General features: G+C 39.7%; 20 protein-coding genes. 10 read left to right on the top strand and 10 right to left on the bottom strand.

What is annotated here, in order from left to right:
- Nucleotides 1-36 precede the first annotated feature (36 nt).
- Nucleotides 37-1,125, top strand: coding sequence for an alkane 1-monooxygenase (locus A33Q_RS14630; protein WP_009033611.1), 1,089 nt, complete (start codon nt 37-39; stop codon nt 1,123-1,125).
- Here the strand turns inward: A33Q_RS14630 and A33Q_RS14625 are convergent.
- Genes A33Q_RS14625 through A33Q_RS14615 form a run of 3 tightly spaced genes read right to left on the bottom strand, consistent with a single transcriptional unit; the run spans nt 1,114 to nt 3,920 of the window.
- Nucleotides 1,114-2,160: a vWA domain-containing protein gene (locus A33Q_RS14625; protein ID WP_009033610.1), complete on the bottom strand. Its 1,047-nt coding sequence runs from the start codon at nt 2,158-2,160 to the stop codon at nt 1,114-1,116. The genes A33Q_RS14630 and A33Q_RS14625 overlap by 12 nt on opposite strands.
- Nucleotides 2,147-3,049, bottom strand: coding sequence for a hypothetical protein (locus tag A33Q_RS14620; protein ID WP_009033609.1), 903 nt, complete (start codon nt 3,047-3,049; stop codon nt 2,147-2,149). Before A33Q_RS14620 ends, A33Q_RS14625 begins: the two co-directional genes overlap by 14 nt.
- Nucleotides 3,042-3,920, bottom strand: coding sequence for a DUF58 domain-containing protein (locus tag A33Q_RS14615; RefSeq protein ID WP_016255315.1), 879 nt, complete (start codon nt 3,918-3,920; stop codon nt 3,042-3,044). The genes A33Q_RS14620 and A33Q_RS14615 overlap by 8 nt, the downstream gene beginning before the upstream one ends.
- Nucleotides 3,921-4,115: 195 nt before the next feature.
- Between A33Q_RS14615 and A33Q_RS14610 the strand changes: the two genes are divergently transcribed.
- Together A33Q_RS14610 and A33Q_RS14605 are read left to right on the top strand one after the other, a co-directional pair.
- Nucleotides 4,116-4,460 carry a DUF4296 domain-containing protein gene (locus A33Q_RS14610; RefSeq protein ID WP_040490477.1) on the top strand — a complete coding sequence of 115 codons (345 nt, stop codon included), beginning with the start codon at nt 4,116-4,118 and terminating at the stop codon, nt 4,458-4,460.
- A complete protein-coding gene (locus A33Q_RS14605; RefSeq protein WP_009033606.1) occupies nt 4,460-6,847 on the top strand; it encodes an endonuclease MutS2 in 2,388 nt (795 codons plus the stop codon). The genes A33Q_RS14610 and A33Q_RS14605 overlap by 1 nt, the downstream gene beginning before the upstream one ends.
- 123 nt (nt 6,848-6,970) lie before the next feature.
- On the opposite strand, the gene A33Q_RS14600 is transcribed toward A33Q_RS14605, so the two are convergent.
- The 6 genes from A33Q_RS14600 to A33Q_RS14575 are packed head-to-tail and all read right to left on the bottom strand — an operon-like array spanning nt 6,971 to nt 12,626.
- Entirely contained in the window at nt 6,971-7,459 is a 489-nt protein-coding gene (locus tag A33Q_RS14600) for a hypothetical protein (RefSeq protein ID WP_009033605.1), read from the bottom strand.
- A 48-nt stretch (nt 7,460-7,507) separates the two neighbouring features.
- Nucleotides 7,508-8,143 carry an ABC transporter ATP-binding protein gene (locus tag A33Q_RS14595; RefSeq protein WP_009033604.1) on the bottom strand — a complete coding sequence of 212 codons (636 nt, stop codon included), beginning with the start codon at nt 8,141-8,143 and terminating at the stop codon, nt 7,508-7,510.
- Between the two features lies 1 nt (nt 8,144).
- The gene (lpxA, locus tag A33Q_RS14590; protein WP_009033603.1) at nt 8,145-8,924 is read right to left on the bottom strand and encodes an acyl-ACP--UDP-N-acetylglucosamine O-acyltransferase; all 780 of its coding nucleotides are present in this window, start codon (nt 8,922-8,924) and stop codon (nt 8,145-8,147) included.
- Nucleotides 8,921-10,315 carry a bifunctional UDP-3-O-[3-hydroxymyristoyl] N-acetylglucosamine deacetylase/3-hydroxyacyl-ACP dehydratase gene (locus A33Q_RS14585; protein ID WP_009033602.1) on the bottom strand — a complete coding sequence of 465 codons (1,395 nt, stop codon included), beginning with the start codon at nt 10,313-10,315 and terminating at the stop codon, nt 8,921-8,923. Before A33Q_RS14585 ends, lpxA begins: the two co-directional genes overlap by 4 nt.
- 39 nt (nt 10,316-10,354) lie before the next feature.
- A complete protein-coding gene (gene lpxD, locus A33Q_RS14580) occupies nt 10,355-11,377 on the bottom strand; it encodes a UDP-3-O-(3-hydroxymyristoyl)glucosamine N-acyltransferase (protein WP_009033601.1) in 1,023 nt (340 codons plus the stop codon).
- Nucleotides 11,378-11,390: 13 nt separating this feature from the next.
- Nucleotides 11,391-12,626 (bottom strand): HD domain-containing protein, encoded by a 1,236-nt coding sequence (locus A33Q_RS14575; RefSeq protein WP_016255312.1) that lies wholly within the window; start codon nt 12,624-12,626, stop codon nt 11,391-11,393.
- A 51-nt stretch (nt 12,627-12,677) separates the two neighbouring features.
- On the opposite strand from A33Q_RS14575, the gene porX reads away from it, so the two are divergent.
- From porX to A33Q_RS14560, 3 genes are read left to right on the top strand one after another with little or no spacing between them, the layout of a single operon-like run.
- A complete protein-coding gene (gene porX / locus A33Q_RS14570; RefSeq protein ID WP_009033599.1) occupies nt 12,678-14,240 on the top strand; it encodes a T9SS response regulator signal transducer PorX in 1,563 nt (520 codons plus the stop codon).
- 1 nt (nt 14,241) lies between these two features.
- A complete protein-coding gene (gene tsaE / locus A33Q_RS14565) occupies nt 14,242-14,685 on the top strand; it encodes a tRNA (adenosine(37)-N6)-threonylcarbamoyltransferase complex ATPase subunit type 1 TsaE (RefSeq protein WP_009033598.1) in 444 nt (147 codons plus the stop codon).
- A complete protein-coding gene (locus tag A33Q_RS14560) occupies nt 14,678-15,880 on the top strand; it encodes an alanine dehydrogenase (RefSeq protein ID WP_009033597.1) in 1,203 nt (400 codons plus the stop codon). Before tsaE ends, A33Q_RS14560 begins: the two co-directional genes overlap by 8 nt.
- On the opposite strand, the gene A33Q_RS14555 is transcribed toward A33Q_RS14560, so the two are convergent.
- Nucleotides 15,877-16,350: a response regulator gene (locus tag A33Q_RS14555; protein ID WP_009033596.1), complete on the bottom strand. Its 474-nt coding sequence runs from the start codon at nt 16,348-16,350 to the stop codon at nt 15,877-15,879. The two genes, A33Q_RS14560 and A33Q_RS14555, sit on opposite strands and share 4 nt — an antisense overlap.
- A gap of 209 nt (nt 16,351-16,559) precedes the next feature.
- Here A33Q_RS14555 and A33Q_RS14550 point away from each other — a divergent pair, with 209 nt between their 5' ends.
- From A33Q_RS14550 to A33Q_RS14535, 4 genes are all read left to right on the top strand, one after another.
- Nucleotides 16,560-17,651 (top strand): ThiF family adenylyltransferase, encoded by a 1,092-nt coding sequence (locus tag A33Q_RS14550; protein ID WP_009033595.1) that lies wholly within the window; start codon nt 16,560-16,562, stop codon nt 17,649-17,651.
- Nucleotides 17,648-18,373 (top strand): hypothetical protein, encoded by a 726-nt coding sequence (locus A33Q_RS14545; RefSeq protein ID WP_009033594.1) that lies wholly within the window; start codon nt 17,648-17,650, stop codon nt 18,371-18,373. The genes A33Q_RS14550 and A33Q_RS14545 overlap by 4 nt, the downstream gene beginning before the upstream one ends.
- The gene (locus A33Q_RS14540; RefSeq protein WP_009033593.1) at nt 18,352-20,463 is read left to right on the top strand and encodes a 7TM diverse intracellular signaling domain-containing protein; all 2,112 of its coding nucleotides are present in this window, start codon (nt 18,352-18,354) and stop codon (nt 20,461-20,463) included. Before A33Q_RS14545 ends, A33Q_RS14540 begins: the two co-directional genes overlap by 22 nt.
- 136 nt (nt 20,464-20,599) lie before the next feature.
- Nucleotides 20,600-21,139: an inorganic diphosphatase gene (locus A33Q_RS14535; RefSeq protein ID WP_009033592.1), complete on the top strand. Its 540-nt coding sequence runs from the start codon at nt 20,600-20,602 to the stop codon at nt 21,137-21,139.
- Nucleotides 21,140-21,143: the final 4 nt, after the last annotated feature.

Raw genomic sequence — 21,143 nt, 5'->3', positions numbered from 1 at the left:
CTTTTTTATAAAAAACTTATTGCCTAACTTCAATGCATGAAGGGCGTGAAAAAATTGGGTTTTTATTCGGCATTTATTTTACCTGTTTTATTGATCATGGGTTTTTATTTAGGTGGTGCAGGCCTTTCTTTGATCCATATTTTTGTGTTTATTCTGGTTCCCCTCATGGATTATTTCATTCAAAAAGATCAGGAAAATGTTCCATCAAATGCGATAGCTCAAAAAACCAAGGAAAGATTTTACAAGCTTGTCACTTTTGCATGGGTTTATGTTCAGGTTGGTGTTTTGGTCTGGGGATTTTATGTTGTAGTGAATTATTCATTAAGTTTTTCGGAATGGATCTGGCTGAGTACAGGCATGGCTTTGGTAACCGGAGGTGTGGGTATTACAGTGGCGCATGAATTGGGCCATAAAACAGGGAAGCTGGAACAGTTTTACGCCAAAGTACTTTTGATGACGGTGTGTTACATGCACTTTATTATTGAGCATAATAGAGGTCATCATGTGCGGGTAGCCACTCCTGATGATCCTGCCACAAGTAGGAAAGGGGAGACCTTTTATGCTTTTTGGTGGAGATCCGTGAAGGATGGATACCTTTCAGCAATTGGCCTGGAAAAGGCAAGACTTAATAGGAAGCAAAAGCCTGCTTGGTCTTTGGATAATCAGATGATTTTGTTTGCAATACTTCCTTTGCTATTTGTAGGGGTATTCACCATTGGGTTTTCACTCGTACATTCAAAAATAATTTGGGAGATTCCTATTTTCTTTATTGTCCAGAGTTTTTTTGGCTTTAGTTTATTGGAATTGGTGAATTATATTGAGCATTACGGCATGGAGAGGAAGAGGCTTCCGAATGGAAGGTATGAAAAGGTTACGCCTCTGCACAGTTGGAACGCCAGTCATACAGTCAGTAATTTTTTGCTATTCCAGCTTCAAAGGCATTCCGATCACCATGCATTTGCTTACAAACCCTATCAAGTTTTGGAACATCGTGAGGAAAGCCCTCAGCTTCCTCAAGGGTATTCGGCTATGATTATTCTGGCACTGTTTCCTCCTTTGTGGTTTATGGTGATGGATAGAAAGCTGGATAAGTGGAAGACAGATGCCCTAAGCTCAATCAATTAAGAAATTGTTGAGGAAGGTACTTTTTAAGCCAAGCCAGAAAAAGAAAAAGACCATGCCCCAAAACATGTAAGCTCTGTAATAATCAACAGTTTCTTTGTACCTGTTTTCCAGGATTTCGGCTTTTTCCATTTCATCTATCTGATCGAAGATCTGCTCAAGTGCATTTCCATCAGATGCCCTGAAGAATCTACCGCCTCCGATTTCTGCAATTTCTCTCAGTGTAGTTTCATCCAGGTAACTTTCAATCATCTGAGGTCTTCCAAAAAAGTCTGTACCATATGGCACAGGGCCATCTTTTCCTACTGCAATGGTATATATTTTAATATCCAGGGCAGCGGCTAACTGAGCCGCATAAATAGGATCAATATTACCGGCATTGTTTTCCCCATCGCTGAGCAAAATCATGACTTTAGAATTGGAGTCTGACTCTTTCATTCTATTTGAACCCGCAGCCAATGCACTGCCTATAGCAGTGCCTTTGGCATCCATCATATTGAAGGAGATTTCTTTTACCAAATCGGTTAAAAGTACATAATCAGTAGTCAGGGGAGCCAGTGAATATGCCTCTCCTGAAAAAATAACCATTCCAATCCTATCTCCAAACCTGCCATTGATAAAGTCTATGGCGGTTTCTTTGGCAGCTTCCAATCTATTTGGTTTGAAGTCCTGCAGGTCCATGGATTCAGAAATATCCATAACCAACATGATGTCAATCCCTTCGGTGAATTGTTCTACCCTTTCATTGGTCCGCTGAGGCCTTGCAAGCGCAATGACCATCAACAACAAGGAAAGCATGAAGAAAATCCCGGGAATCAGCCTCAAGTAAGTCCATGGATTACTTTTGGCCACAGATCCGGGCAAAGAAAGCTCCAATACCGGATTTTTTAGGAATTTGATAAATTTCCTTAAAGTCAACAACAAAGGTACAATCCATAGCAGATGCAGTGCCCAGAGATTTTCCCAATCGAAAGACCGAAAAGTATCTGGTAAGAACCAATACAGAGATAAAAAATCAGCTAAACTATTCGCGCCCATCCTGAGTGGTTATTTTTTGGTTGTAAGTATCTGTACAGATATTTCTAAGGTTTTTGCAGGCCTGTGGCAGGTCTTTTCCTTCCTTACCTGCATAGATGATCATTTCTATTTCCCTGAAATCTTTGATGATTTCCTTGTTTTTGAGGAATTCTGAAATCTCTGTGGTGGTCCAGTCTCTGAAAGGTTTGTTTTTCAAATGCTCCATATAAGTCTTCCAGAGCCCCAAAAGCTCGTCTGCATGCTCCATGTCAGGATTGGCAGCAAAAGCCTGTTCAGCTTTCTCCCAGCGCCTGGTGAATCTGCTGTATTTTCTTTTTTCCAGATAAATCTGCCACTGTCTTTGAATAGATTTCCCAAAAAAGAACATCAAAAGTCCAGAAAGAATCAGGATTCCAATAAATACAGCGCTCCATAGTGGATAGTTAAAGTCAGTTTCCAACGGTTGGTAGACATTGTTTTCCTGGAAAATAGGTTCTTGTGGAATTTCATCAATGATCAATTGTAAAGCCAGCGAGGCCTCCAAGGGTCTGTGTTCTAAGCTATCATATTTGAACACCTGAAATACAGGAAGGCTAAATTCCGTAATGGGATCCAGAGAAAAGTTGGATATATAATAGACAGCAGAATCCAAAGTGACCCCCTCATCTGTGTAGCTGATAAAGGTCTTTTTTTCCAGGAATTCAAATGGGCTGTAATCATAAGTAGAGTCAGGGAAGACTACATTGAAGCCCTTTCCATATTTTGCCTTCAGAATGTAAGGAACACGTTCACCTATTTTTGCAGAATCCTTGAGAAAATAACCCTCAACTTGGATTTCCTGGGCGACTGTCTGAAAGCTGAAGAGGATCAGAAAAGCAGCAAAGCAATATGAAATAACAAGTTTAGCCACGTTTCATGGTTCGGTTTCGTTTTTTAAATAATTCTATCAGAGGAAGTACAATATCTTGTTTGGTATTTACACCTAGATAATTGATCTGGTTCTTTTTGCAGATATCCCGCAAATGCGTTCTTTCTGAGGTGAAGGTATCGGAGATTTTCTTGGAAAAAGAACCGAAAGCAGTGTTTACCCAGGTGGTGCGGCCTTCCTCTTTGTCATATATAGGGATTATTCCCAAGGAAGGCAATACGGATTCTTTGGGGTCGGTGACCTGTATGGCTACGAGGTCATGTTTTTCTGCCAGTGCTTTGAATGGCCTTTCATAGCCTTCATCTATGAAATCCGAGATAATGATGATAATGCTTCTTTTTTTGATCAGGTTCAAAGAGAAATTGAACATTTCCCTCAAGTTGGTTTTCAGGGATTTATTTTGATGATTGAATATGCCTTTTATAATTTTTACACCTTGCTTAGGACCTTTACCGGGGAGTATGATTTTTTCTTTTTGATCTGAATAGGAAATTAAGCCGACCTGGCTTCCTTCGAAAATTGCAGCCAAAGTCAGGACTCCGGCTATTTCTTTGCCTACATCGATCTTTTTTCTGTCTATATCCCCGATATCCTGTGAACCTGAAATATCAAGAAGAAAATAAACTGACTGATCTTTTTCTTCACGGAATGTCTTGACGAAAGTTCCGTGACCTTTTGCAGAGACTTTCCATTCAATTGTCCTTACGTCATCTCCATACTGATAGGGTCTCAGGTCGTCAAACTCCAACCCAGCTCCTTTGAAAATGGACTGATAATCACCTTGAAGGTGATTGTTGGCCACCTTTCGGATCATGATTTCGTACTTGCGTAGTTTTTTGAGGAGTTGGTTCATTCAGATGAATTTCGGATGCCTAATTTAAGGCAGTCTTTTGAATTATAAAATCCATAAACGATGGCTGGTAGTTAATATATGTCAATTGGACAAATTTTAGCCTTGTAACGTGATTCTGTTCCGTTGATATACAGCTTGATGCATCAAAAAGTGCATGCTTCGCGTTTTTCCTGTGAATATTATTAATTTTGAAATGTGAAAAAAATAATTCCCTTAATACTGACAGTTTTTTCTATGTATGCCTGTGGAAATGAAAAAGTGCCCCCAGGAATACTTGATGAAGATAAAATGGTGGAAGTCATGATAGATATTCATCTGGCTGAGGGACTGGTCAGTACCTTTCCCATTCATTACGATTCATCTCGGGCCTTGTATCCAATGTTCGAAAAAGAGGTTTTCAAAAAACATCAGATACCGGATTCGGTTTTCGTAAAGAGTCTGGAGTATTACATGCGTGATGCCAGGTTTATGGATAGACTTTATGCAAGGACAATTGACTCTTTGCATGTGATAGAAAAAGCAGGAAATAAAAGCGAATGATGTTATACCCCAACAACCTGGAGGATAAAATTAATTTTTCCAAAATCAGAGAATTGCTCAAAGAAGAGTGTAGCAGTATACTTGGAGCAGATTTTGTCAACAAGATGTCATTTTCCAAGGACTTGAAGCTGATCAATAAGTTATTGGATCAGACGGAAGAATTCAGGAGGATCATACTTTCAGGCGAGTCTTTTCCGGCTTCTAATTTCACCAATATTCACCCCTTTCTGGAAAAAGCTAAAATTGAGGGGACTTTTCTTTACGAAGAAGAGTTTCATGAAGTCAAACTGGCCTTGTCCACGCTGAGTAGGTGTATAGAATTTTTTCTTGATCATGAGGAAGAATACCCCCATCTTTTCCAGCTATTGGGGCTGGTCAATCTCAACAATGACCTATTGAGAGAGATAGAGAAAATCATTGATGAAAAGGGCAAAATAAGAAACAATGCTTCGAAAGAACTTTCTCTGATCCGTTCCCAAATCTTATATGAGGAAAACAGGTTAAGGAAAGTTCTGGAAAGGATCTTTCGGGAAGCTAAAGGCAAGGGTTTGACCCCTGATGATGCCTCCATTACCATCCGGGGGGGTAGAATGGTGATACCTGTCTTGGCAGAAAATAAGAGAAAAATCAAAGGCTTTATCCATGATGAGTCGGCTACAGGTCAGACTGTGTTTTTAGAACCAGCAGAAGTCTTGGATATCAATAATGACTTGATGGATCTGGCCTATATGGAGAGGAGAGAAATCCAAAGAATACTCACCAAGCTTACAGATACCCTGAGACCTTATATTCCTGAGCTTAGAAAAGCATTTTACTTTTTAGGAATGGTGGATTTTATCCGGGCCAAGGCAAAGTTTGCCATCAAAACAGCATCTGTAAGACCATTACTGGAAAAGGCTAGGCAGCTCAATTGGAAGGATGCGAGACATCCTTTGTTGGAGTCAGCACTTAAGCAACAAGGCAAAAAGGTAGTTCCTTTAAATATCTCTTTGGACCATAACCGTAGACTATTGGTGATCTCAGGACCAAATGCAGGGGGTAAATCTGTAACATTAAAAACTGTAGCTCTTGTCCAATATATGCTTCAATGTGGTATGTTGGTCCCTTTGGGAGAGTCTTCGGTTTGCAGTCTGTTTGATAATTTCTTTATAGATATCGGGGATGAGCAGAATATTGAGAATGATCTGAGTACATACAGTTCTCATTTGATGAGTATGAAGTACTTTACTCAGTTTGCGGATAAAAAAACAATTTTATTTATTGATGAATTTGGAACGGGGACTGAGCCTTTATTCGGAGGGGCTATAGCAGAAGGAATTCTACTTTCTTTGAACAAGACTGGTGCATACGGGGTCATCACTACACACTATGGTAACCTCAAGCAGGTAGCTTCCAAGAATCAAGGCTTAGTCAATGGGGCCATGCGCTATGATGTGGATAAGCTAGAACCACTATACCAGCTTGAGATTGGAAAGCCGGGAAGTTCATTTGCTTTGGAGATTGCTTCCAAAATCGGGATTTCTAAAGATATCATCCATTATGCTAAAGAACATATAGGAGAGGAGAGGGTCAAGTATGATAGAATGTTGACCAAGCTTGAAAATGAAAAAACCAAATATGAGCAGGTGATTTCTGAGGCTCAAAGAAAAGAACGTCTTTTGGATATCAGGCTTAAGGAATATAATTCGCTAAAGGAAACGCTTGAGAATAATAAAAAGAAATACATCCAAGATGCCAAGGCAGAAGCCAAAGTGCTTTTAGATGATGTCAATAGAAAGATTGAGGCTTCTATCAAGGCAATTAAGGAAAGTAAAGCGGATAAAGAAGTAGCCAGAAAAATCAGGGAGGAAATAGAGACAGTCAAAGCCAAAGTCAAACCTGAAAAAAAGGTACAGCCGGCTCCAGAAGTAAAAGTCATTGGAGGTGAGATTCAAGTAGGAGATTTTGTTAGACTCAAGGACAATGGAACCGTTGCTGAGGTATTGGCTTTACAGAAAAAAGAGGCGGAAATCAGTATTGGAGAATTGAAATCCAAGGTAAAGCTTAACCGACTGGAGAAAATCTCCAATACAGAAATGAAAAAGGAGAAAAAGTCTGTTGCTAAAAGAACGGGTTTTGACACTACCTCAAAAATGATGGATTTCTCCCCAAATCTGGACATCAGAGGAAAAAGGGGTGAGGAAATCCTTCCTTTGGTGCAGAATTTTGTGGATGATGGATACATGCTTGGGTTAAAGGACCTTCGGATAGTCCATGGCAAAGGAGATGGAATACTCAGGGACATTACCCGTAACCTGCTAAGAGGTATGAAAGCAGTTGCCAAAACCGAAGATGAGCATGCTGATAGGGGAGGTTCCGGGGTTACTTTGGTGACTTTAAGAGCTTGATTTGAACCAATCATGGATAGATCTAAAAAGTCCCCCAGCAGCATTTTGCTAGAGGGGGACTTTTTTTGCAATCCATGTATTCCGGATTGATTTCTAAGGATAAAAATTTTTCATCCGAAAGACTTAATCTTTTCTTTTTAAGTTGAATGTGTAGCTTCCTGCGACTGCTTGTACTCTTGCATTGCTTGGCATAGGAATCGTAAACTGTAAACGGAGGTCATTACCGGTTCGGGTAAAAGAAATCTCCTGGTTGGAAGCAGGTCTGCTTCCTGTAAGCGTGATTTTATCCAGATTATCTCCTACAAAAGACCAGTTTCCATTGCTGTCAAAAAGGTCGTTGTTATTGACAGTTGCATAAGTTCTGCTACTTTGAGAGGCAGAAAATGTGATTTCAAAACCTGAGTAATTGGCTGTTTCGGATCTGTTGTCCCGAACCACAGAGCCGCCACCTTCCAAAGTCCATACCTGTGAAGATCCACCGGTAAGATCCTCTGTAGCAAGTTCTTCAGGGGTTTTTTGTGGATCTGGATCATCATCTCCGTTTCTGTTACAGGAAGAAAAAACTAAACTAGAGAAGAGAACCAGAAGGAGTCCAAAAAAGAATTTTCGCATATTGTGAAAGTTTTAGATAATTGTAAAATTAAACATTCGGTCTAATATTCAAAGCTTTGATCTAAGCTTATAATCCTCCATAGTGATTTTTTGATCACAGAAGGTGTATTCCTTAGGTTCATTGCTACAGACAAGTACAGTCTTTTCAACCGCATAAGTCTCTATCATTTTCAAATACCAATTGACCCCTTTTTGGTCAAGGTTAGAGGTAGGTTCATCCAAAAGCATCAATGGGCAATCCGAAAAGAGACAAAGACCGATTTTAAGTCTTTGTTTCATTCCTGAACTGAACTGACTGACAGGTTTGAATTTGTGTTCGGATAGGTACATGGTGTCTATCATATCCGAAAGGCCCATGTTGGGGATTGGTTTTTTAAATTTGAAATGAAAATCCAGTAATTCGGTCAAACTAAATTCTTCCGGTAATTCCAAATAAGGAGCACTGATGACCAGGTATTTGTAAATATCGGTATCCTGAATTTCTTTTCCAGACAGAGAATATTGGATTTTCCCCTCTGTAAGTGGTTGGATACCTGAGATTGATTTTAGCAGGGTTGATTTACCTGAACCATTACTTCCAATCACTGCACATTTGGAATTTGCAGGAATTTTTAATGTGAGATTTTTAAAAATCCAATCGTATTGGAACCTCTTTCCTGCAGTGATCAGTTCAATATCCAACATTTTAGGAAATATACCCTTTCATTACCCCTCTTTCAGAAGAGCGGATAAAATTCACAATTTCATCTCTTTCTTTGGTAGCAGGCAGATTGATTTCGATTTCTTCCAATGCTCGGGAATTATTCATGCTGTTTAAGAAAAGGTACCTGTAAACTTCTTGAATATGGCTTATGGTCTCACTGGAAAATCCCCTTCTTCGTAATCCGAGACTATTGACGCCTGCATAGCTCAACGGTTCACGGGCAGCCTTTGTAAATGGGGGGACGTCTTTTCTGACCAAGGAACCACCTGAAATCATGGCATGCATTCCTACTTTCACAAATTGATGTATGGCACTACTTCCTCCAATGATTGCCCAATCATCAATATTTACATGTCCTGCGACTTGTACGGCATTAGCCATGATGACATTGTCACCAATAAAACAGTCATGTGCGATATGGACATAGGCCATTAGCAGACAATTACTGCCTATCCTTGTCGTTCTTTTATCCAAAGTTCCCCGGCTTATAGTCACACATTCCCTGATAGTTGTATTGTCTCCAATTTCAACTGTAGAATCTTCTCCTTGGAATTTCAGGTCTTGGGGTATGGCTGCAATGACTGCGCCCGGAAAGATTTTACAGTTTTTACCGATTTTGGCACCTGGAAAAATAGTAACATTTGACCCAATCCATGAACCTTCTCCAATTTCCACATTTGCGTGGACCATGGTGAAAGGATCTATTTGAACGCCTTCAGCTATAGTGGAACTTGGGTCAATATGGGATAAATTGCTGATCATGATTCTTTTCTTACAATACTGGCTGTCATTACAGCCTCACAAACCAAGGTATTCCCTACAAAAGCTTCCCCTTTCATTTTTGCAATACCTCTTCTAATAGGTGCTAACAATTCGCACTTGAAAATTAAAGTGTCACCCGGAATCACCATTTTTCTGAATTTACAGCTTTCAATACCCAGGAAGTAAGTCCAATAATTTTCAGGGTCATCCACTGTGCTCAGCACTAGAATTCCTCCAGTCTGTGCCATAGCTTCTACCTGTAGTACTCCGGGCATGACAGGATTGTTAGGAAAATGGCCCATGAAAAACGGCTCATTGATGGTGACATTCTTTACTCCTGCTACAACTGTCTCGTCCAAATAAATGATTTTATCCAACAATTGAAATGGGTATCTATGCGGTAAAATATTACTGATCTGATTGATATCCATTACCGGCGGCAGCTTAGGGTCATAGTGCGGAATGTGGGTAGGTCCTATTTTTTCCCAAGCTCTTTTTAGTTTTTTTGCAAATGCAACATTGGCAGCATGACCAGGTCTGGCAGCCAAGATCTGAGCTTTCAGAGGTCTTCCTACCAAAGCCAGATCTCCTACTACATCCAGCAGCTTATGCCTAGCAGGTTCATTTTTGTATCTAAGTTCAATATTATTCAGGATGCCTTCTTTTCTTACCTCTACTTTGTCCTTATTGAACATCTTGGCAAGGTTTGCCAATTCGGAATCTTCTACAACCCTATCTACCACTACAATGGCATTGTTGAGATCACCGCCCTTGATCAGGTTTTGTTTATAGAGCATTTCAAGCTCATGCAAGAAACAAAAAGTCCTGCAAGAAGCAATCTCTGACTTGAATTGATCTATGTTGGTGATCGAGGCATGCTGGCTTCCCAAAACTGGTGAATTATAATCTACCATCACAGTGACCCTGTAATCATCCAAGGGTAAAGCCGCCAATTCCACTTCTCTGGAAGGATCTCTGTAGGTGATGCTTTCAGGGACTTCAAAAAATCTCCTCAATGCATTCTGCTCTTCAGCACCAACACTTTCCAATGCCTCAATAAACTGAATGGAGCTACCATCCAAAATGGGTGGCTCAGGCCCATCCAACTGCATGAGCACATTGTCCAATTCCAGACCTACCAATGCCGCTAGTACATGCTCTACAGTGAATACTCTGGCACCGCTCTGTTCCAAGGTAGTCCCTCTGGATACATCCACTACATTGTCCACGTCAGCGTCAATGATTGGCATTCCCTCTAAGTCTATCCTTTGGAATTTAAAACCGTGATTTGGTGGAGCCGGTAAAAATGTCATATTCGATATTACTCCGGTATGAAGTCCTACTCCTGAAACAGTTACTTTATTTTTGATGGTGTGTTGCTTAACCCTCATAGATAATTCAATCTTTTCTTTGGTAATGAGCCCGTAAAGTTATTCTTTTTTTTCCAGTTCCCTCAATCTATCATTCAGCTGCGGAAGATTTTTAAAGATTGAGTAGGATTTGAGGAAATCTTTGAGGTCCATTCCCATGTACCCAAAAATAGTCTGCCCTCTTTTTTTGATGTTTTTGCTGATACCTGTTTTTGCTGCAATGGTTGTATTATCTGCAATCTTGATATGGCCCACTATTCCTACTTGGCCTGCTATCACACAGTTTTTTCCGATTTCTGTTGACCCTGAAATCCCGGTTTGGGAAGCAATGACAGTATTCTCACCCACAATAACATTATGTGCTATCTGGACCTGATTGTCTATTTTAGCTCCTTTTCGGATAATGGTAGAGCCCATAGTTGCGCAGTCAATGGTAGTGTTGGAACCTACACTTACATTGTCTTCTAAAATCACATTGCCCAACTGAGGGATGGTTTTATAAGTTCCATCCTCTTGGGGTGCAAAACCAAATCCATCTGACCCTATCACTGCTCCGGGGTGGATTTCACAGTTTTTGCCGATGATTGTTCGTGATTTTATTTTGGCACCACAATGGATTATGGCGTTTTCTCCAATATGAACTTGGTCTTCAATAATCGCATTTGGGTGGATCTTTACGTTGTTACCAATGATGCATTGCTTACCGATATAAGAAAAAGCTCCCCTGTAGCAATTATCTCCGATGGCACTGGACTGATCACAAAATGATGGCTCTTCCACACCTATCTTGGCCAACTTGTTCAATTCGGCATATTTTTCCAACAAAGTAGTAAATCCTGTATATGCATTCTTCACTCTGATCAATGCACAGGTTATTTCCTGTTTAGGTTCAAAGTCATTAGAGACAATGACAGCAGTAGCTTGAGTGTCGTAGATATATTGCTCATATTTTTCATTTGCCAAAAAACTAATGCCCCCTGCTTTGCCTTCCTGAATTTTATCTATCCGGGAAACGCCCAGGTTTTCATCACCTTCGACTTTGCCTTGCAGTAGTGCTGCGATTTGTCCTAAAGTAAATTCCATTTCCTTTATTGAATTAGGTTATACTTTTTGCCTGACATACATAATGCTTTTTGACCACCTTACTCATGGCTTTGATGTTAGGAAGATCTGCTGCCTGTGCGACATCTATGATTTTCCCTTTTTTGGTGAGTATATAAATCCGCTCTTTGGTGAGGTAGGCATTGTTACTGATAGACCCATGATTGAAGAAATAATGAAGGTCTCTTTCAGGTATATTCAGTTTTTTTAAAGTTTTGTTTTTCAACTCCGAGATTTCATCATCGGTAAATTCTTCTCCTCTGAGATTAATTTTGAACAATTTCCTTGTCAAAAACATTTCAGAAATATTCCGAAGGATATAATCGGATTCGTTTTTCCAAAGCTTGATAGCTCCCCAGATATCGAAATCATCCAATGATAGAAACTGGTCGAGCAATTGCCGGGAATTTTGGAAATCGTAAAATCTGAAGTCATTTTCAAGAAAATACAAAAGCTCCTCCGAACCTTTAAGTTTGCCTCTGCCCTGTTGGATTTCCTTGCCACGCATGATCAGGTTGATCAGCATTTTCTCCGCGGAGACAGTTGTCTTATGCAGGTAAACCTGCCAATACATCAGTCTTCTAGCGCTCAGGAAATTTTCTATGCTGTAAAGCCCCTTTTCTTCCACCACCAGCTGATCATTTTTGATATCCATCATTTTGATAATCCGGTCGGCTCCTATGGTACCTTCTGATACTCCTGTAAAAAAACAGTCCCTTTGCAGGTAATCCAGCCTGTCAATATCCAGTTGGCTGGATACAAGTTGGTGGAAAAATTTTCTTTCATATTGATTCCTGAAAATCTTCAGGGCAAGATCAAGTTTACCGTCAAATTGCCTGTTGAGTTCTTCAATGATCAGCAAGGATAAAGACTCATGTGGAATATTTTGCAAAAGACTGAACTCCAAGGCATGGGAAAAAGGGCCATGTCCGATATCATGCAATAGGATTGCTATTAGGGCTGCTTCATATTCTTCATCTGTGATTTCATTACCTTTATTTCGTAGATTGTCCAATGTATTGGTCATCAAATGCATAGCACCTATGGCGTGATGAAAACGGGTATGCAAAGCACCGGGATAAACAAAGTCTGTTAAACCAAGCTGCTTGATACGCCGTAACCTTTGGAAGTAAGGATGGTCAATGATAGAAAAAATGAGTTCGCTGGGAATGGTAATGAATCCATAAACAGGATCATTCAGAATCTTATGGCTTTTCAATGTCCCTGACATTTGATTGGTTCCAAAAGTAATTATAATTTTAAAAGAATTAAACCTGATTTTATGCAAAAATTCAAAATACTTTGGGCAGATGATGAAATTGATCTGCTAAAGCCCCATATACTTTTCCTTCAACAAAAAGGCTATGAAATCATGACGGTTAATTCAGGAGTGGACGCCATTGAAAAAGTTGAAGAGGATAATTTTGATGTGATATTTTTGGACGAAATGATGCCAGGGATGACAGGGCTGGAGACTTTGCAGCAGATCAAAATGATGAAACCTCAAATACCGGTTGTGATGATTACCAAAAGTGAGGAGGAGCATATCATGGATGATGCCATTGGTGGCAAGATCGCTGATTATCTTATCAAACCCATCAATCCAAATCAGATTTTACTTTCTGTTAAAAAGATCCTTCAAAATAAGCAGCTCATTACTGAAAAGACCAACCTCTCCTACAGGCAGGACTTCATGAATATCAGCATGGCTTCCAATGAAGCTTCTACATTTCAGGAGTGGACGGATATTTACAAAAAGCTTACTTACTGGGAACTGGAGATAGACAAGACAGAAAATAAAAGTATGCAGGAAGTCTTGGATACCCAAAAAGTGGAGGCCAACTCTTCCTTTGCGAAATTCATCAAAAACAACTACTTGGATTGGTTAAATGACAGCAAAGCAGATGCGCCGATTTTATCCCACAAGGTATTGAAAGAGAAAGTGTTTCCACATGTGAAGCCGGGTAAACCATTGTTTTTGCTAGTTATTGATAACCTCAGACTTGATCAGTGGGAGGTTTTGAAGCCCTTGATATCCGAATATTTCAATACCAAGGAAGAAGGTACGTATTTCAGCATTCTCCCTACTACTACTGCCTATGCAAGAAATGCACTCTTCAGTGGTATGATGCCTTCAGATATGGCCCGCTTTCATCCCGAATTGTGGGAGGGAGAAGATACAGATGAAGGTAAAAACAACAATGAGGAAGAGTTTTTGGGTGAAAACCTGCATAAAAATAGAATGAATATCAAATTCAGTTACCATAAGATTTTGCAGGCATTTCAGGGTAAGGCTGTCCTAGATCAATTTAATAATATGTTGAATAATGATCTCAATGTATTGGTGTATAATTTTGTAGATATGATCTCACATGCCCGTACGGATATGAAAATGATCCGGGAGCTGGCGCCAAATGAATCCGCTTACCGATCCTTGACAAAAAGTTGGTTTGAGCATTCTTCTCTTTTTGAATTCATAAAAAAAATAAATGATGCCAAAGCTGAAGTGATCATCACCACAGATCACGGAACCAAAAGAGTCAACAAACCTTATAAAATCATTGGTGATAGAAATATCACAACCAATCTTCGCTACAAGCAAGGTAAAAACCTCAACTTTGAAAGTGGGAAGGTATTTGAGGTTAGCCGCCCCGAGGATGCCAAGCTTCCAAAATTTAATGTTTCAACAAGTTATGTTTTTGCGGTGGAAGATTATTTCTTTGCGTATCCGAATAATTACAATTATTATGTAAACTTCTACAAAGATACTTTCCAACATGGAGGAGTATCTCTGGAAGAGGTGATTATTCCTATTGTACACATGGTCCCCAAGAGCACAAATTGATTTGAAAAAATATCATTTAGGATCTATTGAGAATATAGATCTGGCAGCGAAATTCATTATTGATCACTGTTCTGAATCCAATATATGGGTGTTTAAGGGTGAAATGGGTGCCGGAAAGACTACCCTGATCAAAGCGATAGCCAAGGGTTTTGGGATTGAGGACATGGTCTCAAGTCCCACCTTTGCCATAGTCAATGAATACAGGAATCCTGAGCAAAAAACTTTCTATCATTTTGATTTTTATAGAATAGATGATCCTGAAGAAGTATTGGAAATCGGAATAGAAGAGTATTTTTACAGTGGGAACTATTGCTGGATCGAATGGGCAGAAAGAATTCCCGAATATATTCCAGAGGATTTTATGCTGATAGAGGTGGAGGTTGAAGATGATGGAAGTAGGATAATCAGTTTGGATAAGATTGTAAAAAACGAACGACATGGTTGAATTGACAGAAGGTGTTGGATTGGCGCCCAAAGAAGCTCCCGCAGCAATTAAACAATCGAAAAATTCGCTAGTAATTGGCTTGCCTATGGAAAAGGCCGCCCAAGAAAAGCGGGTCGTCCTGACTCCGGATGCTGTAAGACTTCTGGTCAACAACGGCCAAACTGTATACGTGGAGAGCAAAGCGGGAGAATTATCTAAATTTTCAGATAAGGAATATTCTGATGCAGGAGCAAAAGTAGTGTATTCTTCCAAGGAGGCCTTCGATGCGGAAGTTGTACTTAAAGTAGAACCGCCAACAGAAGAGGAAATCGAATATATGAGAACAGGAGCCTGTCTGATTTCTGCTTTGCAGCTTGGAAAGCAAAAGGCAGATTTTATCCATGCCCTGAATAAAAAAAGAATCACGGCAGTTTCCTTCGAAAATCTAGAAGATAAGGTCGGCGGGATGCCTGTGGTCAGAGCTATGAGTGAAATCGCTGGGAGCACAGTAATGCTTATAGCAGCAGAATATCTCAGCAGCGTAAATGATGGCAAAGGTTTGATCCTTGGGGGGGTAACAGGCGTTCCGCCTACGGAAGTTGTGATTATTGGCGCCGGTACTGTGGCAGAGTACGCAGCCCGTACTGCTTTGGGATTGGGAGCAAGTATAAAGATTTTTGACAACCATATATATAAACTCCGAAGAATCAAGCAGCTTCTTGGTCAACAGGTTTTTACTTCTACTATTGATAATTTCACTCTTGCACAGGCAATCAAGGAAGCAGATGTGGTCATAGGTGCATTGAGGACAGAAAAGGGGAGGAATAAAATTGTGGTAAGCGAAGAGATGGTGGCAGCTATGATGGAAGGAAGTATACTTATTGATGTGAGTATAGATCAGGGAGGTTGTATAGAGACAGCAGAAATGACTACCCATGAACAGCCCGTTTTCTTGAAGCATGGTGTGATTCACTACTGCGTCCCCAATATTGCTTCAAGAGTAGCGAGAACAGCCTCAGTTGCTTTGAGTAATATTTTTACACCTATCTTGCTTCAAATGGCAGATTTAAGAGGTGCTGAGGAGATGATTTTTAACTATAAATGGTTTATGAAAGGCGTATACACGTACAGAGGAAGTCTGACCAATGCCCACTTGGCAAGAAAATTTTCTATGAACCATAAAGAATTGCAGCTTTTATTAGCTGCAAGGTATTAAGAAAGTAGGTTTTGCCTAAGCAAAAACTCCAATTGTTCGTTGGCCTTGATCAAGTCTTCAGTCAGCTTTTTGTTAGCTTTTCTCAAGTCATAAACTTCAAAGGCGTTTTTTATAACTGACCTCAAATAGTCTTCATCCCAAGGTTTGGTCAGGTAATGATAGACCTGACCTTTGTTAATCGCGTCAATTACAGCTTGAATATCCGTATAGCCAGTCAGCAATATTCTAATAGGGTCAGGATGCTTTTCTATAATAGAAGCTAAAAAATCTACCCCGGTTTCATTTGGCATTCTCTGGTCAGTAATAACAATATCTACAGGAGTTTCATCCAGGATTTTTCTGGCTTCTACTGCAGATATGGCCAAATAGATCTTATAATCTCTTCTAAATGTGGCCTTAAAAGCCTGAAGATTGTTTTCTTCATCATCTACATATAAGATTTTTATTTTTTCAGTATTTGGTTCTGACATAGAGATAGGTAGAAATTAAGATTGACAAAGGTCTTTGATTCTAAATGTTTTATAATTGTATATTTCAATTAATCAAATTACTAATTTTTAAAACCCAATGAATCAAATATCGAAAATATTATCCTTTGGAGTAATATTTTTTTCTTTTTCTTAAGAAAGTATGATGAATAACATAACTTTACACTTGTCATTCACCCCTTATATCCTTCATGAAATGCCTTGATAATCTTGATTATATCGATCATTCGGTACAGCATGTTCTAAATCCGGACTTGCTTACTGACCAAGAACTGCTTGAGCAGATCAAATCAGACCCAAATGTACATGTCTTCGATCAATTGGAAATTCAAATTGCTGAATTGATCAAACTCCGAAGCCCAATGGTGACCTTTTCCAAGGATGCCATTCAGGATGAGGTACGCAAGTTTTTGAAAAAACACAATGGACAATATGGCCATTGGGTTTATTATCCCTGGAACAAACATCTGGTAAAGATCCTTCCAGAGCAGGAATTTATAGAGGTTAGGACTATTCGGAATAAATACAAAATCACTGCAGAGGAACAAAAAATACTCCAGGGGAAAGCGATAGGGGTGATAGGACTTTCTGTAGGCCAAAGTGTAGCTTTGGGTCTGGCCATGGAGCGGGTGTTTGGAGAATTGAGAATAGCTGATTTTGATCACTTGGAGTTGGGAAATATGAATCGGATCCGTACTCCTCTGAGCAACTTGGGCTTAAAGAAAACAACGCTCGTCAAAAGAGAGATTGCAGAGATTGATCCATACCTCAAAGTGCAGGTATTCGGAGAAGGTGTCAATGATGAGAATATGGAAGAATTTTTTTGTGGTGAGGGGAGTCTTGACCTGCTCATAGAGGAGTGCGACAATATCAAAATGAAGATAAAGAGCAGATTGATGGCCAAAAGCCTGGGGATACCTGTTCTTATGGATACTTCTGATAGAGGGATGTTGGATATAGAAAGGTACGACGAAGAGCCCTCATTGCCCATCTTCAATGGGCTGTTGAGAGAGCTGGGGGAGGAAAACAAGCTGCTTGCAAATTTTGAAAAGAAGGAAAAACAAATACTTGGTTGTATTTTGGATTTTGAAAGATTGTCTAAAAGAGCCAAATCGAGCATTGGTGAGATTGGCAAAAGTATCACGAATTGGCCACAATTGGCTTCTTCGGTAATCATGGGTGGAGGATTCTGTACCCACCTGGCCAGGGAAATTTTATTGGGACAGCCTGTAAAGTCTGGCAGGTTTTATGTTGATCTGGATGAGATAGTAAAAAAAGTATGAAAGTAAAGATCAAAGTTGTAAGGGCTATCAATTCTCCGGAGGAGACTCAAAAGTATATAGATGGGCATTTTAAAGTGCTGGAATCTTACGGTGTTACCAAAGTAACTTCAGCGGATACCTCATGGGTGAAAAACCCCAATGTATTCCTACTTCTTGTAGAATCTCTTGAGGATTCAAACCTTGTATTGGGAGGTGGAAGAATTCAATTGAAATCCAACGAATACCCTTTGCCCTTAGAAGGGGCGATTTATGAAAAGGATCCAAACATAGAATCGTTTATGCAGCAATTTGAAGGACATCAAGTTGCAGAATATTGTGGTTTATGGAATTCAAAGCTTGTTTCGGGTTATGGAATAGGTAGTATTTACCTGATAAGAATCGGTGTAGCCATAGCCTCTTTTTTAAACCTCAAAGGACTATTGGCATTTTGTTCCCCATACACCATCAAAAATTCAGAGTCGGTTGGCTTTGAGGTTATCAAAGAGCTAGGAAATGAGGGAACATTTCTATATCCCAAGGAGGGCCTGATTGCTACAATTATGCAAATCAAGGACGTGTTTGCTTTGCCAAATGCCAACAAGGATCAAAAAGAAAGGATTTTTTATTTAAGGAATAACCCTTCACATCTTGCCACAGAAATTAGTGAAAAAGGGCCGCTGGAAATTCACTACGACCTGAATTTAAACGAGTTCAAGCAAGAATGGGAGACTTCAAAAAAATAAACAGACTTGTATGGCTCCTTCCGCTTGTGTTTGTACTTGGCGGAAGCGTGGTTTTTTTGACTGGACTGAGCAATCAGGGCAGCTCAAAATCCATAGACCAGTTTGAAGCTTATTTTTTTGATTCGGAAAAAGGTGACTACGTAAATCTAGAGATCAAAAGTGGAGGATATAACGACCTTGGCTTTTTGGCAGATACCGTGATTTTAAAAATCCCACTTTCCCATCCCGGATTTTCCAACACTGATTTGATAGAAATTTCCAATCCTACTTTTGATATTACCTATCTCAGTTATGTAGATGATCAAGGGAATGAAATTGAAAACCTATTGGCATTGGACAATGGAGTGGATTTTTTCTATCCCAATCCCGTTTTTCCTTTGCCCAGATATAGGGACTCAAGCAATTTTCTAGAGTTCAAAATTCTATCTTCAGACCCTTTCCGTTTTTCACTTTCTACATATAGGGAGAATACATTTCTGAAGAAATCAACCCAAACTCTTGCGCTGGTAGCCATTTATTGTGGGATTATGTTGGCTTTGGTTCTGTATAATTTCTTTCTCTTCTTTATAGTTCAGGACCGAGGATATCTTTATTATTTCTTATATATCCTCTTCATTGGCATGGCACAGATCTCACTTTTGGGCTACAGCTACCTCTTCTTTTTTCAGGAAAGCAAAACATTGTACCAGGTCAGTATTATTATTTTTTCATCCTTGTCCGGGATTTTTGGAGTTTTGTTTATTCAAAATTTTTTAAAGACAAAAAATCATGTGCCAAAGCTCAACAAGGTTTTGACTGGAATTGCAATACTCTATGGTTTTGGGTCTATGGCTAGAGTTCTGGGTTTGGTTGAGATCAGCTATAGCATTACCGATCTTGCGGGATTGATGGTCGTTGTGTTTTTTATCACAGTAGCATTTATAGTTGCTAATAAAAATTACAAACCTGCAGAATACTTCCTCTTGGCATGGGCATTTTTCCTGGTTGGTCTGTTTTCTTTTATCATGCACAACACAGGCTTGATCTATCTTGGGACCTTTCCTAGTCTACCTATGCTCTTGGGAACAGCAATGGAAGCAATATTGCTCTCGCTGGCGCTGGCATACAGAATCAATGTGCTCAAGCAGGAAAAAGACAGGGAGCAAAGTGAAAAGCTTCGTCTGATGAAAGAAGCTGAAATACTCATTTTGAGACAAAATGAGATGTTGGAGGAGAAAGTCAGAAGAAGAACGGAAGAACTTGAGGAAACTTTGCATGATTTGCAGCAAACTCAAACCCAACTTGTCAATCAAGAGAAAATGGCCTCCTTGGGTCAGTTGACAGCTGGTATCGCGCATGAAATCAACAATCCCATTAATTTTGTTTCATCCAATATTTCACCGCTGAAGAGAGATATCAAAGATGTGCTGGAGCTGATGGAGGCATATCGGGAAAAGGGAAAACTGGAATTTTCAGAAGCTGTGAAAAGGGAGCTGGAGTCGCTTGAAGATGACCTGGAATTTGACTATCTCCTTACAGAGATTGACCAACTGTTGAAAGGGATGGAAGACGGGGCTAAAAGGACTGTTGAAATCGTAAAAGGTTTGAAGATTTTTTCAAGAGTTGACGAACAGGATGTGAAAAGAGTGGATCTTCATGATGGTCTCGACAGTACCCTTGTTTTGCTCAATAATACTATCAATGATAGAATTGAGATTGAAAAGAATTACGGAGATATTCCAATGGTGGAATGCTTGGCTGGAAAAATCAATCAGGTATTTATGAATATACTTTCCAATGCTGTGCATGCGATTTTTGATCATCCTGAGGAAGGGAGAGCACCGAAAATTGTAATCAGTACACAGCAGGAAGGAGATACTGTCAAAATCACCATAAAAGATAATGGGCCGGGGATTCCAGAGTCTATTCAAAACAGGATTTTTGAGCCTTTTTTTACTACGAAGCCTGTTGGGAAAGGTACCGGACTAGGTTTGTCGATTGTTTATACAATTATTGAAAACCATAAAGGTAAATTGGCATTGCAAAGTAAAGAGGGCGAGGGCAGTCAATTCACGATTGTTTTGCCGGTTTCCCAAGGCCAATCAGCCTGATATTGACAGCGTATTGAGCTTGATGAAAATGCTCTTAAAAACGTCAGAATGCTTCAAAAAGGAAAGTAATGCTTTGTGATAATCCAAATAGGCTGTAATTTGCAAACCGTTTGAGTAAACTTAAAAGTTTTTAATTATGATTAATCCATGGCACGATGTGCAAATAGGAAAAAACGCACCTGAATTTGTAATGGGCGTGATAGAAATTCCAAAAGGGAGTAAAGGCAAATATGAACTAGACAAAAAGACAGGCATGCTTCTCTTGGACAGGGTGCTGTTTTCTGCTGTTCATTATCCTGCAAATTATGGTTTTATTCCACAGACTTTTTGCGATGATAAAGATCCCCTGGACATTCTGATCATTTCACAGATTGATATTCCTTCCATGACCTTGGTGAATGCCAAAGTAATCGGAGTGATGAGGATGGTCGATGGAGGGGAAGCTGATGATAAAATCATAGCTGTAGCTGCAGAGGACCAATCTGTCAATTACATCAACGACATCGACGAATTGCCACCGCATTTGATGAAAGAGGTTCATAGGTTTTTTGAAGATTACAAAAAGTTGGAAAACAAGGAGGTAAAAGTAGAAGATTTCCTTGGAAAAGAAGAGGCCTATAAAATCATTCAGGAAAGCATAGATCTGTATGATCAAAATTTCAGAACGCAAAGATAAAATG

It is taken from the genome of Indibacter alkaliphilus LW1 (assembly GCF_000295935.2).
GTDB classification, from domain to species: Bacteria; Bacteroidota; Bacteroidia; order Cytophagales; family Cyclobacteriaceae; genus Indibacter; species Indibacter alkaliphilus.
The sequence above is the reverse complement of the archived record's forward strand: the minus strand, read 5'-3'. Positions and strand labels throughout refer to the sequence as shown.

Excerpts from the sequence above, each read along its gene's own strand:
- A33Q_RS14630 (WP_009033611.1), top strand. The coding sequence starts at position 37 with ATGAAGGGCGTGAAAAAATTGGGTTTTTATTCGGCATTTATTTTACCT.
- A33Q_RS14625 (WP_009033610.1), bottom strand. The coding sequence starts at position 2,160 with ATGGGCGCGAATAGTTTAGCTGATTTTTTATCTCTGTATTGGTTCTTA.
- A33Q_RS14615 (WP_016255315.1), bottom strand. The coding sequence starts at position 3,920 with ATGAACCAACTCCTCAAAAAACTACGCAAGTACGAAATCATGATCCGA.
- A33Q_RS14605 (WP_009033606.1), top strand. The coding sequence starts at position 4,460 with ATGTTATACCCCAACAACCTGGAGGATAAAATTAATTTTTCCAAAATC.
- A33Q_RS14600 (WP_009033605.1), bottom strand. The coding sequence starts at position 7,459 with ATGCGAAAATTCTTTTTTGGACTCCTTCTGGTTCTCTTCTCTAGTTTA.
- A33Q_RS14595 (WP_009033604.1), bottom strand. The coding sequence starts at position 8,143 with ATGTTGGATATTGAACTGATCACTGCAGGAAAGAGGTTCCAATACGAT.
- lpxA (WP_009033603.1), bottom strand. The coding sequence starts at position 8,924 with ATGATCAGCAATTTATCCCATATTGACCCAAGTTCCACTATAGCTGAA.
- A33Q_RS14585 (WP_009033602.1), bottom strand. The coding sequence starts at position 10,315 with ATGAGGGTTAAGCAACACACCATCAAAAATAAAGTAACTGTTTCAGGA.
- lpxD (WP_009033601.1), bottom strand. The coding sequence starts at position 11,377 with ATGGAATTTACTTTAGGACAAATCGCAGCACTACTGCAAGGCAAAGTC.
- A33Q_RS14575 (WP_016255312.1), bottom strand. The coding sequence starts at position 12,626 with ATGTCAGGGACATTGAAAAGCCATAAGATTCTGAATGATCCTGTTTAT.
- porX (WP_009033599.1), top strand. The coding sequence starts at position 12,678 with ATGCAAAAATTCAAAATACTTTGGGCAGATGATGAAATTGATCTGCTA.
- A33Q_RS14560 (WP_009033597.1), top strand. The coding sequence starts at position 14,678 with ATGGTTGAATTGACAGAAGGTGTTGGATTGGCGCCCAAAGAAGCTCCC.
- A33Q_RS14555 (WP_009033596.1), bottom strand. The coding sequence starts at position 16,350 with ATGTCAGAACCAAATACTGAAAAAATAAAAATCTTATATGTAGATGAT.
- A33Q_RS14550 (WP_009033595.1), top strand. The coding sequence starts at position 16,560 with ATGAAATGCCTTGATAATCTTGATTATATCGATCATTCGGTACAGCAT.
- A33Q_RS14545 (WP_009033594.1), top strand. The coding sequence starts at position 17,648 with ATGAAAGTAAAGATCAAAGTTGTAAGGGCTATCAATTCTCCGGAGGAG.
- A33Q_RS14540 (WP_009033593.1), top strand. The coding sequence starts at position 18,352 with ATGGGAGACTTCAAAAAAATAAACAGACTTGTATGGCTCCTTCCGCTT.
- A33Q_RS14535 (WP_009033592.1), top strand. The coding sequence starts at position 20,600 with ATGATTAATCCATGGCACGATGTGCAAATAGGAAAAAACGCACCTGAA.